Consider the following 14,160-nt stretch of genomic DNA (forward strand, 5'->3'; position numbering starts at 1 on the left):
ACAGACCGGCGGGCGTGTGCAGCGCCCGCCGCCCTGCTCCGATATTTCTGGACCGATATTTCAGGACCAATATTTCAGGACCGACACATGGCACATGCTCCTCAAACCAAGATCGCCGCCACCTACATGCGCGGCGGCACCAGCAAAGGCGTGTTCTTCAAGCTGGACGACCTGCCCGAATCGGCCCGCGTGCCGGGCGCCGCGCGTGACGCGCTGCTCCTTCGCGTGATAGGCAGCCCCGATCCCTACGGCAAGCAGATCGACGGCATGGGCGCCGCCACGTCCAGCACCAGCAAGACGGTCATCGTCGCCAAAAGCACGCGCCCGGATCATGACGTGGACTACCTGTTCGGTCAGGTCTCCATCGACCAGCCCTTCGTGGACTGGAGCGGCAACTGCGGCAACCTGTCCGCCGCCGTCGGCCCCTTTGCCATCACCAACGGTCTGGTCGATCCCGCCCGCGTTCCGCAGGACGGCGTCGCAGTCGTGCGGATATGGCAGGCCAACATCCAGAAGACCATCGTCGCGCACGTGCCCATCACCGGCGGCGCGGTGCAAGAAACCGGCGACTTCGAACTGGACGGCGTGACCTTCCCGGCCGCTGAACTGCGCCTGGAGTTCATGGACCCGGCCGAGGAAGGCGACGGCGGTTCCATGTTCCCCACCGGCAACCTGGTCGACAACCTGGAAGTGCCGGGCGTCGGCACGTTCAAGGCCACGATGATCAATTCGGGCATTCCGACGATCTTCCTGGAGGCCGACGCGCTGGGCTACAGCGGCACGGAACTGCAGGACGCCATCAACGGCGACGCCGCCGCGCTGTCGCGCTTTGAGACCATCCGCGCCCACGGCGCGCTGCGCATGGGCCTCATCAAGGGCCTCGCCGAGGCCGCCAGCCGCCAGCACACCCCCAAGATCGCCTTCGTCGCCCCGCCCAAGGAGTACATTTCGTCCAGCGGCAAGAAGATCGGCACGGGCGACATCGACGTGCTGGTTCGCGCCCTGTCCATGGGCAAGCTGCATCACGCCATGATGGGCACGGCGTCCGTCGCCATCGCCACGGCAGCCGCCGTGCCCGGCACGCTGGTGAACCTGGCAGCCGGCGGCGGCGAGCGCGACAACGTGTGCTTCGGCCACCCCTCGGGTACGTTGCGTGTCGGCGCGCAGGCGCAGCTGGTGGATGGCGATTGGAAAGTGACCAAGGCCATCATGAGCCGCAGCGCACGGGTGCTGATGGAAGGCCGGGTGCACGTGCCGCGTGAGGGGTTTTGATCAGATGGGGGGTGGATAGACCTCTGCAATGCGCGCCGGCGGCGGCAAGGCGCGCATCACTGCTTGTCCACGTCGGGCAGATCCGCACTGGGCGCTGACGCAATGAACGCATCGAGCAACCGCTGTTCATACGCCACCTTGGCCGGATCGATATAGGGCTCGGGCGCCGGCTGGTTGCGCTGGCTTTCGCGCACCAGGCTGGCCAACTGCTCCTTGAATTCAGGCGACGGCGCCTCGCTGTACTTCGAATGCTGCGGCCGCAGCTTGACGTCGAAGGGATCGATTTCCGGCTTCTGGCCGGGCGTTGTCGAGGTGATCGCAATCACCGTGGCCTTGCCGCGCTGGCGCAGCGGCATCACGACGCTGGTGTCCGCGTTCAGATAGCTTCCCATCGTCGCCAGCGCGATGCCCACAAAGGGCGAGGAGGCGCCGGTGTCACCCAATCGCTGCGTGAGGTCATAGCTCTGCATGGCGTCCAAGGGATCCAACGTGCTTTGCGCAGCGGCCAGCGCGGGCGCCAGATCGGCCAGCCCGCCCGTCGGGCTGCCGGTGTCGTAGAACACCCGGGCTGGCGCATCGATGATTCCCATCGTGGCCCGCTGCCAGGCGCTGGCCAACGCCGCGTGGCGAGCCTGGTCCTTTAACGGCTTGCCGGTCTGATCGTCCTCGATCAGAGAAACCTCCACCGGCCGATGCAGTTGCGCAAGCACCCGCAGGCGGTCCCACTGCTTGAAGCCCTGCTCCGTGATGGGTTCGGGAAACGAAGGCGTTGGCCTGAACGCCTTGGGCGGCTGGCGCTTCCAGCCGGTAAAGGCCGGATCGATGTCGTTTCGGGCATTGGGTGTGGTGTACGGCGCATAGGCACGCAGCCAATCCAGTCGCTCGGGGCGCGCCACGATCATCGCCACCACCGCGTCGGTCAGTTCGCCGGGCTGGCGCGGGCCGGTGCCTACGCCGATCGGAGGTTTGTGACGCTGACTCAAGACTCTGGCGATGTTGTAGCCTTCCACCGAGTACACGAGCAGCGCGGGCATGTCTGGATTAGCTTCGAACAGTCTGAACAGATGTTCCACTACGGACTCCGGCGTAGTGTTGCAGACCCCCGCCGGATCCAATTGCCGGATTTTGTGCCAATGCATGCCGGCCGGGGCTCTTTGATTATTCGCCATATTTGTCAGCATCCGAGAGACCCGATCTGGGGGAACACGGAGGTCATCCGCATTCGGGTCATAGTCTCGAACAACCGTCAGCGTCGGTATTGGCCAGCGTTCAGGAAACCCCTGCAGCCCAAGTTCCAGCGCGTGCGCCATTCGCCTCTCCCAAGCCATGTCCTTGTCGTCTGCCACAATCGGATAACGTTCGGGGTCCATCGGCAAGACAGTTCCCACGTGCAGGGCCTGAGGCTGTGCATTGTTCTGCGCCTGCAGATGTGCCCACGCCTGGCCCTGGCGGTACACGTCAAGGCTCAGCCCAATGCGTACGATATCGAGTGTGGCCAGGCGCGCGCCTGGCAAAGGGGCTTGAGATGCGGACATGGATGATTCCTGCGTAGAAGCGGGCACCTCGCGGCCGATGAGGTGGTGGGGGATCGGCACGGGCGGCAACGGGCACGCGATCTCGGCTAGTGGCCCGGCGTGCATCGGCGGCGCGCCAACCGAGGGTGCGCCGAACATTGCCGCGATCAGCAAAACAAGGGCGACGGCAGGCTTCAACGGCTTCATGCCGCATTCCTCTTGCCCGTGGCTTACCTGCCTCGATAGCAGTCGGTCTGTTGGATGGGCCCATCTCGCCAGCGCCGTCCTAGTCATTACGCGGATCACTTCTTTCCGTCCTCCGGCAATTCCGCACCCGGCGCTGACGCAATGAACGCATCCAGCAACCGCTGTTCATAAGCCACCTTGACCGGATCGATATAGGGTTCGGGCGCCGGTTGGTTGCGCTGACTCTCACGCACCAGGCTGGCAAACTGCTCCTTGAATTCAGGCGACGGCGCCTCGCTGTACTTCGAGTGCTGTGGCCGCAGCTTTACGTCGAACGGATCGATTTCCGGCTTCTGGCCGGGCGTTGTCGAGGTGATCGCAATCACCGTGGCCTTGCCGCGCTGACGCAGCGGCATCACCACGCTGGTGTCGGCGTTCAGATAGCTTCCCATCGTCGCCAGCGCAATGCCCACGAAAGGCGAGGAGGCGCCGGTATCGCCCAGGCGCTGCGTGAGGTCATAGCTCTGCATGGAGTCCAAGGGATCCAACGTGCTTTGCGCAGCGGCCAGCGCTGGGGCCAGGTCGGCCAGCCCGCCCGTCGGGCTGCCGGTGTCGTAGAACACGCGCGCTGGCGCATCGATGATTCCCATGGTGGCCCGCTGCCAAGCGCTGGCCAGCGCCGCGTGGCGAGCCTGGTCTTTTAACGGCTTGCCAGTCTGATCGTCCTCGATCAGAGAAACCTCCACCGGCCGATGCAGCTGTGCAAGCACCCGCAGGCGGTCCCATTGCTTGAAGCCCTGCTCCGTGATGGGTTCGGGAAACGAAGGCGTGGGCCTGAACGCCTTGGGCGGCTGGCGCTTCCAGCCGGTAAAAGCCGGATCGATGTCGTTTCGGGCGTTGGGTTTGGTGTACGGCGCATAGGCGCGCAGCCAATCCAGTCGCTCGGGGCGCGCCACGATCATGGCCACCACCGCGTCGGTCAGTTCGCCGGGCTGGCGCGGGCCGGTGCCTACGCCGATCGGGCGCTTGCGCCGTGGCCCCAGGGCGCGGGCGATGTTGTAGCCCTCCAGCGAATACACGAGCACTGCCGGCATGTCGGGATTGGCCTCGAACAGCCGAAACAAATACTCCACGGCCGCCTCCGGTGTCGTGTTGCATATGACGCCGGGTTCAAGTTGCCGAATGCGGTGCCAGTGCATGCCTGCGGGTGCTCTCTGATCGTCGACCATCAGATTGAGCATCGTTGATACGCGCCCTGATGACGTCCTGGCATCTTTGGTGGCGTCATAATCCCGTGCGATGGTCAGCGTAGGTATCGGCCAGCGCTCGGGAAAGCCTTGCAACGCGAGCTCCAGTGCATTGGCCTTACGCATTCTCCACGCCATATCCTTGTCGTCTGCCACAATCGGATATCGCTCGGGGTCCATCGGCAAGACAGTTCCCACATGCAATGCCTGCGGCTGCGCATTGTTCTGTTCTTGCAGATGTGCCCACATCTGGCCCTGGCGGTACACGTCAAGACTCAGCCCAACGCGGACAATATCGAGTGTGGCCAGGCGCGCGCTTGGCAGAGGGGCTTGAGATATGGACATGGATGATTCCTGCGTAGAAGCGGGAACCTCGCGGCCGATGAGGTGGTGGGGGATCGGCACGGGCGGCAATGGGCACGCGATCTCGGCTAGTGGCCCGGCGTGCATCGGCGGCGCGCCAACCGAGGGTGCGCCGAACATTGCCGCGATCAGGAAAACAAGGGCGGCGACAGGCTTCAACGGCTTCATGCCGCATTTCTCTTTCCCGTGACTGACCGGCTTCGATAGCAGTCGGTCTGTTGGATGGGCCCACCTCGCCAGCGCCTTCCGAGTTATTACGCGCATCACTTCTTGTCCACCTCCGGCAAATCCGCACCCGGCGCTGATGCAATGAACGCATCCAGCAACCGCTGTTCATACGCCACCTTGGCCGGATCGATATAGGGCTCGGGCGCCGGCTGGTTGCGCTGGCTTTCGCGCACCAGGCTGGCAAACTGCTCCTTGAACTCAGGCGACGGCGCCTCGCTGTACTTCGAGTGCTGTGGCCGAAGCTTGACGTCGAAGGGATCGATTTCCGGCTTCTGGCCGGGCGTTGTCGAGGTGATCGCAATCACCGTGGCCTTGCCGCGCTGGCGCAGCGGCATCACCACGCTGGTGTCGGCGTTCAGGTAGCTTCCCATCGTGGCGAGCGCGATGCCCACAAAGGGCGAGGAGGCGCCGGTGTCGCCCAGGCGCTGCGTGAGGTCATAGCTCTGCAAGGAGTCCAAGGGATCCAACGTGCTTTGCGCGGCGGCCAAGGCTGGCGCCAGATCGGCCAGCCCGCCCGTCGGGCTGCCGGTGTCGTAGAACACCCGGGCTGGCGCATCGATGATTCCCATCGTGGCCCGCAGCCAGGCGCTGGCCAACGCCGCGTGGCGAGCCTGGTCTTCTAACGGCTTGCCGGTCTGATCGTCCTCCATCAGAGACACCTCCACCGGCCGGTGCAGTTGCGCAAGCACCCGCAGGCGATCCCACTGCTTGAAGCCCTGCTCCGTGATGGGTTCGGGAAACGAAGGCGTTGGCCTGAATGCCTTGGGCGGCTGGCGCTTCCAGCCGGTAAAGGCCGGATCGATGTCGTTTCGGGCATTGGGTTTGGTGTACGGCGCATAGGCGCGCAGCCAGTTCAAACGCTCGGGTCGGGCCACGATCATCGCAACCACCGCGTCGGTCAATTCGCCGGGCTGGCGCGGCCCGGTGCCTACGCCGATTGGCGGTTTGCGCCGTGGCCCCAGGGCTCGGGCGATGTTGTAGCCTTCCACCGAGTACACGAGCAGCGCGGGCATGTCGGGATTGACTTCGAACAGCCGAAACAGATACTCCACGGCCGCCTCCGGTGTCGTGTTGCAAATGACGCCGGGTTCAAGTTGCCGAGTGCGATGCCAGTGCATGCCGGCGGGCGCTCTGTGATCCTCGACCATCAGATTGAGCATCTTTGATACGCGCTCTGGCGGCGTATCAAGGTCCTCTCCCTTCGGATCATAGCTACGCGCAATGGTCAGCGTGGGAATGGGCCAGCGTTCGGGAAAGCCTTGCAATGCGAGCTCCAGCGCATGAGATTTGCGCTGTTCCCAGGCCATGTTTTTGTCGTCCGCCACAACCGGATACCGCTCGGGGTCCATCGGCAAGACAGTTCCGACGTGCAGGGCCTGAGGCTGAGCATTGTTCTGCGCCTGCAGATGTGCCCACGCCTGGCCCTGGCGGTACACGTCAAGGCTAAGTCCGACGCGGACAATCTCGAGAGTGGCCAGGCGCGCGCTTGGCAAAGGGGCTTGAGATGGGGACATAGATGATTCCTGCGTAGAAGGGGGCACCTCGCGGCCGATGCGGTGGTGGGGGATCGGCACGGGCGGCAACGGACATGCGATCTCGGCTAGTGGCCCGGCCTGCAGGGGCGACGCGCCAACCGCGGGTGCGCCGGACAGTGCCGCACCCAGCAAAACAAGGGCGACGGCAGGCTTCAACGGCTTCATGCCGCATTTCTCTTGCCCGTGGCTGACCTGCCTCGATAGCAGTCGGTCTGTTGGATGGGCCCATCTCGCCAGCGCCGTCCTAGTCATTACGCGGATCACTTCTTGTCCACCTCCGGCAGATCCGCACCCGGCGCTGATGCAATGAACGCATCGAGCAACCGCTGTTCATACGCCACCTTGGCCGGATCGATATAGGGCTCGGGCGCCGGCTGGTTGCGCTGGCTTTCGCGCACCAGACTGGCAAACTGCTCCTTGAATTCAGGCGACGGCGCCTCGCTGTACTTCGAGTGCTGCGGCCGCAGCTTGACGTCGAAGGGATCGATTTCCGGCTTCTGGCCGGGCGTTGTCGAGGTGATCGCAATCACCGTGGCCTTGCCGCGCTGGCGCAGCGGCATCACCACGCTGGTGTCGGCGTTCAGATAGCTTCCCATCGTCGCCAGCGCGATGCCCACAAAAGGCGAGGAGGCGCCGGTGTCGCCCAGGCGCTGCGTGAGGTCATAGCTCTGCATGGAGTCCAAGGGATCTAACGTGCTTTGCGCGGTGGCCAGCGCGGGCGCCAGATCGGCCAGCCCGCCCGTCGGGCTGCCGGTGTCGTAGAACACCCGGGCGGGTGCATCAATGATTCCCATGGTGGCCCGCTGCCAGGCGCTGGCCAACGCCGCATGGCGAGCCTGGTCTTTTAACGGCTTGCCGGTCTGATCGTCCTCCATCAGAGAAACCTCCACCGGCCGGTGCAGTTGCGCAAGCACCCGCAGGCGGTCCCACTGCTTGAAGCCCTGCTCCGTGATGGGTTCGGGAAACGAAGGCGTTGGCCTGAATGCCTTGGGCGGCTGGCGCTTCCAGCCGGTAAAGGCCGGATCGATGTCGTTTCGGGCATTGGGTTTGGTGTACGGCGCATAGGCGCGCAGCCAATCCAGTCGCTCGGGGCGCGCCACGATCATCGCCACCACCGCGTCGGTCAGTTCGCCGGGCTGGCGCGGGCCGGTGCCCAAGCCGATCGGGCGCTTGCGCCGTGGCCCCAAAGCCCGGGCGATGTTGTAGCCTTCCACCGAGTACACGAGCAGCGCGGGCATGTCGGGATTGACTTCGAACAGCCGAAACAGATACTCCACGGCCGCCTCCGGTGTCGTGTTGCAAATGACGCCGGGTTCAAGTTGCCGAATGCGGTGCCAGTGCATGCCTGCGGGTGCTCTGTGATCGTCGACCATCAGTTTGAGCATCTTCGACACCTCTTCTGGTGTGGAGTCAAGCTCCTCCTCCTTCGGTCCGTAGTCGCGCGCAATGGTCAGCGTGGGTATGGGCCATCGTTCGGGAAAGCCTCGCAACGCGAGTTCCAGCGCGTGGGCCTTGCGCATGCTCCAAGCCATATCCTTGAGATTTGCCAGAACCGGATATCGCTCGGGGTCCATCGGCAAGACCGTTCCCACGTGCAGAGCCTGAGGCTGCGCGTCGTTCTGTGCTTGCAAACGTGCCCACGCCTGGCCCTGGCGGTACACGTCAAGGCTCAGCCCAATGCGGACGATATCGAGTGTGGCCAGGCTCGCGCTTGGCAAAGGGGCTTGAGATGAGGACATGGATGACTCCTGCGTAGAAGGGGGCACCTCGCGGTCGATGAGGTGGTGGGGGATCGGCACGGGCGGCAACGGACATGCGATGTCAGCTAGTGGCCCAGCCTGCAGCGGCGGCGCGCCGACGGCGGGTGCGCCCGACAGTGTTGCGACAACCAAGACAATGACGGTGACAGGTTTGAAATGCTTCATGCCACATTTCCTTCGCCGGCCACGGGGCGACGGCCGAAGAATCGATCCTCCAGCGTCTGGCTCATTACCGCGGTGGGGCGTTTTGCTTCGGAGGCAATCGTTGGCAATTGGCCCGTCTTTCGATATCTCTCCGTGACGTCTATTAAAGTCTTTCGATCGGTAGGCTCTTCGTTGTAGAGGCGAAGCGTATTGGCATCCGGCAGGTTTTCCTCGACATCTGCTTCCTCATGGCCTGCATCGTCTTTGATCCACTTCAACCGCCAGTCCGCCACCCGGCATAAATAGGAATAAAACTCCTCATCGTCGATGCTGCGCGCCTGACCCACCGCCAGGTCATAGGCCAGCGCGCGTCGACTGTGCTCCTTGTTCATCGGTATGGCGGAATGAAACGAGTACGCGCTCTGCTCGGCTCTTTCGGCGTTCATGCGGCGCCGGCGCGCCTCGTTCGGGCTCTCTTGGTAGTTCACCCAAAAGCGCCTGCCGCCCTTATAGGACGCGAACGTGATGCGGTGCCAGTCGGCGGCCCATGCGTTGTTGTCTGGATCTTTATAGGGATTGCGCGCCGGATCATTCAGGTCGGTCAGTTGCGCTTCCAGTTCCGGGGCTAACGCCATGGCCCGCGCCTGATTTCGATGCGCCGCCGTCAAGGGCCCTGCGCTTTCGGGCAGGTCGACGAAACGCGATCCCAAATGGTTGATGCCTCCATTGGTCACGGCAATCGATGCGTCGATCGGATCATCCGGTGCGTAGACCGGCGCGATCCCGCCTGATGCCTGACTGGCATCGCGCGCGCCGTGTGCGCCAAAGTCTGCCTCGAAAGCACGTGGCAGCGCGGGCGCGTTGATTTGGATCGTCTGCCCGGTCGCGAAGGTTGCCTGGCCCAACTCCTGGAGCACCCCAAGCGCCGAGCCCTCCCACGTCGACTCTCCGGTCGTGAGCAATTGATAGGTGTACTCCGGCGGCATTCCTACTTGATGCCGCCCAGCCTCGCGTTCGCGGATAGTGAAGACGCGCTGGTAGAACCTGGAGCCCAGTGCTGCGAGTGCCGGCACGGTTCTTTTAATGGCACTCCTATCCTTGGGGAGCATCTTGTTCAGCGTCTCGGACACGTAACTGAGCAGGAAGCGCTCTGGCACGAGCTCCGTGATGGACGCCATGTTCGCAACGCCCTGCCAACCGATTCCCTGCACACTCTTCATGCCCACGGTTTGATCTTCGGGCGAGAAGTAAAGGTAGACATTGCCGCGATTGTCCCGCTCGATAAAGTCCAGCTCCTGGCCGTCCACCGTCGTCCGGCACTTGTCGCCCGTCCAGCGCAGGCCGCCAACGCAGGCCTCGTTGACCGGGTCGGCCATGTCCGCCAAGGCGGGCACCACATTAGGCTGGCGACCGATGAATTGCGTGATGTTGGCAAGCGTCTGCAAACGCGCGAGTGTGGTCTGCTGGCTGGAACGAACCAGCAAGCTTTCGAGGAGGGGCTCGCCGAGGCCGTAAGGCGAATTCATCATCACCAGCGCATCAATGGGCCGCTCGCCCTCCTCCTTGAGATACGCGTTGGCCAGCAACGTGATCAAGGTGCCCTGGCTGTGCCCGACGACATTGATGGTGTCGTTCAAGCCGTCGCTGCCGCTCTGGCCTTTGTAGCCGCGAATGGTTTTCACCACCGCCGCCAGTCGCAACGCGGCCAGCACCATGTACCGTCGGCCCGGGGCGGGCATCAGCGGATGGCTGGGTGATCCGAAAACCGGGTTGACCGGCATTGCGCCGGCCAGCCTACCGGAGAATCCGGTTCCAAACATGTCGGGAATGTTTGTGGTCGCATTGGCGAACATCCCGCCTTGCTTGATGCCGTCCTTATCCAGCCGGTTGCCGAAGCGATCCAGCCATTCGCCATGCGTCGTTCTTTTGTTGATGGCTTGCTCTTCCTCGCGGAAGCCCCAGTAAAAGGGAATGACCACGCTGCGCGAGCGACCACCCAGCTTGCCTGCCAACGGCAGGCGGCGGTAATAAGCCCGGTCTGGATCTGGAGCGCTTCCTTGATCATCTTCAGGAAGACTGTAAGTCGCCGGATTCAGCGCCGCCATGTTGCGTCCGCCCCGCGCCGTAGTCAGATGATCCAGCCGTTCGTTCAGCCCCTCGCAGATTCCCTCCTCCTGGTCGGCGTACGAGCCCGCCAGATCGTTGACGCCATGGATCAGGATGACAATGCAGGGCTTGGGTTGCTGTATCTGCGCATAGGCCGGACCCGCGTCGGGGGCCACCAACGCTTTGGTCTGCCCAGTCAGGGGAATGTGGTGGGTCATCGATCTGCTTTCCTCAAGTGGTGAGAGCGAGTTGAGTAGGGAGACGGCCACGCGCCTGCTCGTCGACGCCTCTGTAAGGACGGTGGACGGCGTTGGTTGGCTGCGTCGAGATCAGGGGGGCCGTGGGGCGAATTCCGGCCGGAAACAGAAAAGTTTCCGTTAAACGGGGTCCGTTGAACCTAAGGAATTTTCGAAAATGCGGTGTTCGTCGTTGATTGCGGCGGGTCGGATCAAAGTTCTTGATCTCATCCCTAAAGTCGCCGCTTCCGCCTGCCGTTAGCGGATTGCGGCCGGGGGTTTCCTGGCCGACTAGCAACCCGCCAACCTTCGCGTTGGCGTATCCAGTACACGAGCATGAAGATAACGTCGCTGCGCAACCGCATTTTGCTTATTACCTGCTTTACGGTGGTGGGAGCGCTTACGCTCTCGGGCCTCATCACCTACCAGATCGTGCGCGACAACATGATGTCCACCATCGCCGCGACGCTGGACGCCGTGGCGTCCGGCAACGCCAGCGCCATCGAGCGCTGGTCGGCGGACAAGGCGCAGGCTGTCGAGGCCACGGCGAAGGTGGTCGAGAAAGGCGATCCCCGGGGCCTGACCAAACTCATGGGCGAGACCAACGGCTTTCCCATCACCACCGTCGGCTGGTCCGACAAGACCTTCTTTTCCACCACCAAGACCGCCGCGGATTACGACCCGACCGCCCGGCCCTGGTACAAAAGCGCCGTGTCCGCCGGCAAGCTGACGATCACCAAGCCCTACGGGGACTCCAGCACCGGCGTGCTGTACGTGGCGTTTACCGCGCCGATGATCCGCGACGGCCAGACGACCGGCGTACTGAGCGGCGCCGTACCGCTCGATGGCGTGAAGGACATCATCAAGGCCATCCACCCCACCCCGTCCAGCAGCGCGTTCGTGCTGGGCACGGACGGTCAGGTGATTTCGCACCTGAACGACAAACTGGCGCTCAAGCCGTCGACCGACATTTCGCCGGCCCTGACCGCCGATGCGATTGCGGCCATGGCCCGCGACGGCGCCGCCCCCGTCGACATCGCGCTGGACGGCGCGCAGAAGCTGCTGAAGGCGCGCCGCATCCCCGGCACGGACTGGTATCTGGTCGTGGCGCTGGACAAGACCGAAGCCACCGTCGGCCTGACGCAGGTGTTGAATGCCACGTTGATCTCGCTGGTGGTCCTGACGCTGGTGGCCGTGGCCCTCGCCAGCGTCATCACATCGCGCGCGTTCAAGCGTCTGTCCGCCGTGCGTGACGCCATGGACACCATCGGTTCGGGCGACGGCGACATGACGCACCGCCTGGCCGTGGTCGGCCACGATGAGGTCGCGCAGATTTCGGCGTCGTTCAACGCGTTCGTGGAGAAGATCACCTACGTCATGCGAGAAGTGCGCAGCGGCGTGCATTCGATGAGCGCCGCCACGCGCGAGATCGACATGGGCAACCGTGACCTGTCGCAGCGCACGGAAACGTCGGCCGCATCCCTGGAAGAGACGTCGTCGGCGCTGACGGAGCTGGCCTCCAGCGTGCGCCAGACCGAGGAAACCGCCGAACATGCGACGCGCCTGGCCGACGAGGCCAGCGCGGTTGCCGCGCGCGGGGGCCAGGTGGTGAAGGACGCGGTCAACACCATGGACGAGATCTCGCAGTCGTCGCAGCGCATCACCGAGATCATTCGCGTGATCGACGGCATCGCGTTCCAGACCAACATCCTGGCGCTGAACGCGGCGGTCGAGGCCGCGCGTGCCGGCGAACAAGGCCGCGGCTTTGCGGTGGTGGCGGGCGAAGTGCGCACGCTGGCGCAACGCAGCGCGTCGTCCGCGCAAGAGATCAAGACGCTGATCGAGGCGTCGGTGCAGAACGTGAAGAGCGGCACGGAACGCGTGCAGGCCGCCGGTTCAACCATGACCGAGATCGTTGACGGCATCAACCGCGTGCAGCGGATGGTGAGCGAGATCCACGGCGCGATGGCCGAGCAAAGCACGGGGCTGGGACAGATCGACCGCTCGGTCGCCGACATGGACCAGGCCACGCAGCAGAACGCGGCGCTCGTCGAACAGTCGACGGCGGCGTCGGGCATGTTGAGCGATCAGGCGCGTGTGTTGGCCGATGCGGTTGCGCGCTTCAAGCTGCGCGAGGAAGAGACGGCGAGCGCAGGCCGGCTGATCGCGCTGCCGCAGGGCTGATCCGGGACCGCCGGCGGGGCGTTACTCTGCCGGCGTGCCCGCCGAAGGTCCGCCTGCCGCAGGTCCGCCTGCCGCAGGATCGCCTGCCGCAGCCTCGCCTGCCGCAGCCTCGCCCGCCGCATTCCGGGGCGGTCCGATCTGCTTGAGCACGGCAACGGCCGTTGCGACGACCTCCCCGTCCGTGCTCAATTCCCCCTGCATGAATACCAGCGACGACGTGGCCCGCACCACGCGGCCGCGCACCTCCAGAAACTGTCCTTCGAGCGCTGCCGCCAGAAAATGCGTGTCCAGTTGCACGGTCACGCAGGCGCGGCGGCCCAGCGCTTCCCACGCGATTGCGCTGATGCCGTGGTCCAGCAGCGCGGTCAGCAATCCGCCGTGCACCACACCCGCCGGGTTCAGATGATCCGAGGTGGCCAACAAGCCATAGGCCCAGCCATCGTCATTCTTGCGCACCCACAACGGGCCGATCAGGCCTGCAAAGCCCGGCAGCGTGCGTTGGCGCCACCCCGGCGGGACGGCGGACTCGTCGGCGGATTGCGTATCCATGGGTTCAGCTCCTGGCAGCCATCAGTTGCGACAATGCGCGCGCCTCACCCTGCAGTTCCGCTGCCAGCGATTCCACGCGCGCGGCATCGAGCTGTTCGGCCAGGCCCGCGGCAACCAATGCATGCGTCAGGCGCTGATGGCTGTCGAACACCGGCACCGCGATCACGACGACGCCGTTGATGTAGTTGTTGCGGTCGACGCTGTAGCCCTGCCGGCGCACGGCATCCACGTCGGCCTTCCAGGCCGCGAACTCGGGCGCCTGATCCCAGCGCAAGGCCTTGAAGCGCCGCTCCAGTTCCTTGTCCGATAGATCCGCAAACGCGGCGACCAGCCGGCCCGTCGCGCTGATCAGCGCCGGAAAGCGGCTTCCCACATCCACATGCAGGCGAAACGGCGCGTTCGAACGCGACAGCGCCAGCACCACCATGTGATCGCTGCCAGAGACCTCGACGCCAATCGCGGTGACGCTGGCGGCGTTGGCAATGCGATCCAGCACCGGCTGCGCCAGCGCGGGAAACGGGTTGCTTTCGATCACGCTGCGCGCCAGCGTCAGCATGCCCACGCCCAGGCTGTAGCGCTTGGCGCCGGGATCGACCTTCACCAGGCCTTCTTCCACCAGGACGCGAAGAATGTGCAGGCAGGTGCTGGTCACCATGCCCAGTTCCTGCGAGATGGCCTTCAACGTCATGGGCTCGCCGCCCCGGCCCAAGAGGCGCAGGATCGCGATCGATCGCGTCACGGCCGGCACCGGCCGCACGCGCGGGCCGGCGGCGGCAAGTTCCGGGGTACTGGTTTCACTCATCGATTTCTCCGTTTTTATTGCGGCAAGCATACCG

At 64.4% G+C, this 14,160-nt stretch carries 10 protein-coding genes; 2 read left to right on the forward strand and 8 right to left on the reverse strand.

Annotated features, from left to right (window positions below):
* Nucleotides 1–87: 87 nt before the first annotated feature.
* Nucleotides 88–1,272 carry a 2-methylaconitate cis-trans isomerase PrpF gene (gene prpF / locus CLM73_RS24760; protein ID WP_105240678.1) on the forward strand — a complete coding sequence of 395 codons (1,185 nt, stop codon included), beginning with the start codon at nucleotides 88–90 and terminating at the stop codon, nucleotides 1,270–1,272.
* Nucleotides 1,273–1,328: 56 nt separating this feature from the next.
* Here prpF and CLM73_RS29035 read toward each other — a convergent pair whose 3' ends face one another.
* The 5 genes from CLM73_RS29035 to CLM73_RS24790 all read right to left on the reverse strand — a co-directional run bounded on the left by CLM73_RS29035 (nucleotide 1,329) and on the right by CLM73_RS24790 (nucleotide 10,573).
* The gene (locus CLM73_RS29035) at nucleotides 1,329–2,993 is read right to left on the reverse strand and encodes a type VI lipase adapter Tla3 domain-containing protein (RefSeq protein ID WP_199778198.1); all 1,665 of its coding nucleotides are present in this window, start codon (nucleotides 2,991–2,993) and stop codon (nucleotides 1,329–1,331) included.
* A gap of 95 nt (nucleotides 2,994–3,088) precedes the next feature.
* Complete coding sequence (locus CLM73_RS29040; protein ID WP_199778199.1) at nucleotides 3,089–4,750, reverse strand: type VI lipase adapter Tla3 domain-containing protein; 1,662 nt, start codon at nucleotides 4,748–4,750, stop codon at nucleotides 3,089–3,091.
* Between the two features lie 95 nt (nucleotides 4,751–4,845).
* Entirely contained in the window at nucleotides 4,846–6,510 is a 1,665-nt protein-coding gene (locus CLM73_RS29175; RefSeq protein WP_199778200.1) for a type VI lipase adapter Tla3 domain-containing protein, read from the reverse strand.
* A 95-nt stretch (nucleotides 6,511–6,605) separates the two neighbouring features.
* A complete protein-coding gene (locus CLM73_RS29180) occupies nucleotides 6,606–8,270 on the reverse strand; it encodes a type VI lipase adapter Tla3 domain-containing protein (protein WP_199778201.1) in 1,665 nt (554 codons plus the stop codon).
* Nucleotides 8,267–10,573: an effector protein Tle3 domain-containing protein gene (locus tag CLM73_RS24790; protein ID WP_105240680.1), complete on the reverse strand. Its 2,307-nt coding sequence runs from the start codon at nucleotides 10,571–10,573 to the stop codon at nucleotides 8,267–8,269. The genes CLM73_RS29180 and CLM73_RS24790 overlap by 4 nt, the downstream gene beginning before the upstream one ends.
* Nucleotides 10,574–10,927: 354 nt before the next feature.
* Here CLM73_RS24790 and CLM73_RS24795 point away from each other — a divergent pair, with 354 nt between their 5' ends.
* Nucleotides 10,928–12,775 (forward strand): methyl-accepting chemotaxis protein, encoded by a 1,848-nt coding sequence (locus CLM73_RS24795; protein ID WP_105240681.1) that lies wholly within the window; start codon nucleotides 10,928–10,930, stop codon nucleotides 12,773–12,775.
* Here the strand turns inward: CLM73_RS24795 and CLM73_RS29430 are convergent.
* Genes CLM73_RS29430 through CLM73_RS24810 form a run of 3 tightly spaced genes read right to left on the reverse strand, consistent with a single transcriptional unit; the run spans nucleotide 12,679 to nucleotide 14,126 of the window.
* Entirely contained in the window at nucleotides 12,679–12,897 is a 219-nt protein-coding gene (locus tag CLM73_RS29430) for a pentapeptide repeat-containing protein (RefSeq protein ID WP_105240682.1), read from the reverse strand. The genes CLM73_RS24795 and CLM73_RS29430 overlap by 97 nt on opposite strands.
* Nucleotides 12,797–13,324 (reverse strand): PaaI family thioesterase, encoded by a 528-nt coding sequence (locus CLM73_RS24805; RefSeq protein WP_105240683.1) that lies wholly within the window; start codon nucleotides 13,322–13,324, stop codon nucleotides 12,797–12,799. Before CLM73_RS24805 ends, CLM73_RS29430 begins: the two co-directional genes overlap by 101 nt.
* A gap of 4 nt (nucleotides 13,325–13,328) precedes the next feature.
* Nucleotides 13,329–14,126: an IclR family transcriptional regulator gene (locus CLM73_RS24810; RefSeq protein WP_105240684.1), complete on the reverse strand. Its 798-nt coding sequence runs from the start codon at nucleotides 14,124–14,126 to the stop codon at nucleotides 13,329–13,331.
* Nucleotides 14,127–14,160 lie beyond the last annotated feature (34 nt).

This window comes from Achromobacter spanius (assembly GCF_002966795.1).
GTDB classification, from domain to species: Bacteria; Pseudomonadota; Gammaproteobacteria; order Burkholderiales; family Burkholderiaceae_B; genus Achromobacter; species Achromobacter spanius_D.

Coding starts and splice junctions, on each gene's coding strand:
- prpF (WP_105240678.1), top strand. CDS start 88: ATGGCACATGCTCCTCAAACCAAGATCGCCGCCACCTACATGCGCGGC.
- CLM73_RS29035 (WP_199778198.1), bottom strand. CDS start 2,993: ATGAAGCCGTTGAAGCCTGCCGTCGCCCTTGTTTTGCTGATCGCGGCA.
- CLM73_RS29040 (WP_199778199.1), bottom strand. CDS start 4,750: ATGAAGCCGTTGAAGCCTGTCGCCGCCCTTGTTTTCCTGATCGCGGCA.
- CLM73_RS29175 (WP_199778200.1), bottom strand. CDS start 6,510: ATGAAGCCGTTGAAGCCTGCCGTCGCCCTTGTTTTGCTGGGTGCGGCA.
- CLM73_RS29180 (WP_199778201.1), bottom strand. CDS start 8,270: ATGAAGCATTTCAAACCTGTCACCGTCATTGTCTTGGTTGTCGCAACA.
- CLM73_RS24790 (WP_105240680.1), bottom strand. CDS start 10,573: ATGACCCACCACATTCCCCTGACTGGGCAGACCAAAGCGTTGGTGGCC.
- CLM73_RS24795 (WP_105240681.1), top strand. CDS start 10,928: ATGAAGATAACGTCGCTGCGCAACCGCATTTTGCTTATTACCTGCTTT.
- CLM73_RS29430 (WP_105240682.1), bottom strand. CDS start 12,897: ATGCGGCGGGCGAGGCTGCGGCAGGCGAGGCTGCGGCAGGCGATCCTG.
- CLM73_RS24805 (WP_105240683.1), bottom strand. CDS start 13,324: ATGGATACGCAATCCGCCGACGAGTCCGCCGTCCCGCCGGGGTGGCGC.
- CLM73_RS24810 (WP_105240684.1), bottom strand. CDS start 14,126: ATGAGTGAAACCAGTACCCCGGAACTTGCCGCCGCCGGCCCGCGCGTG.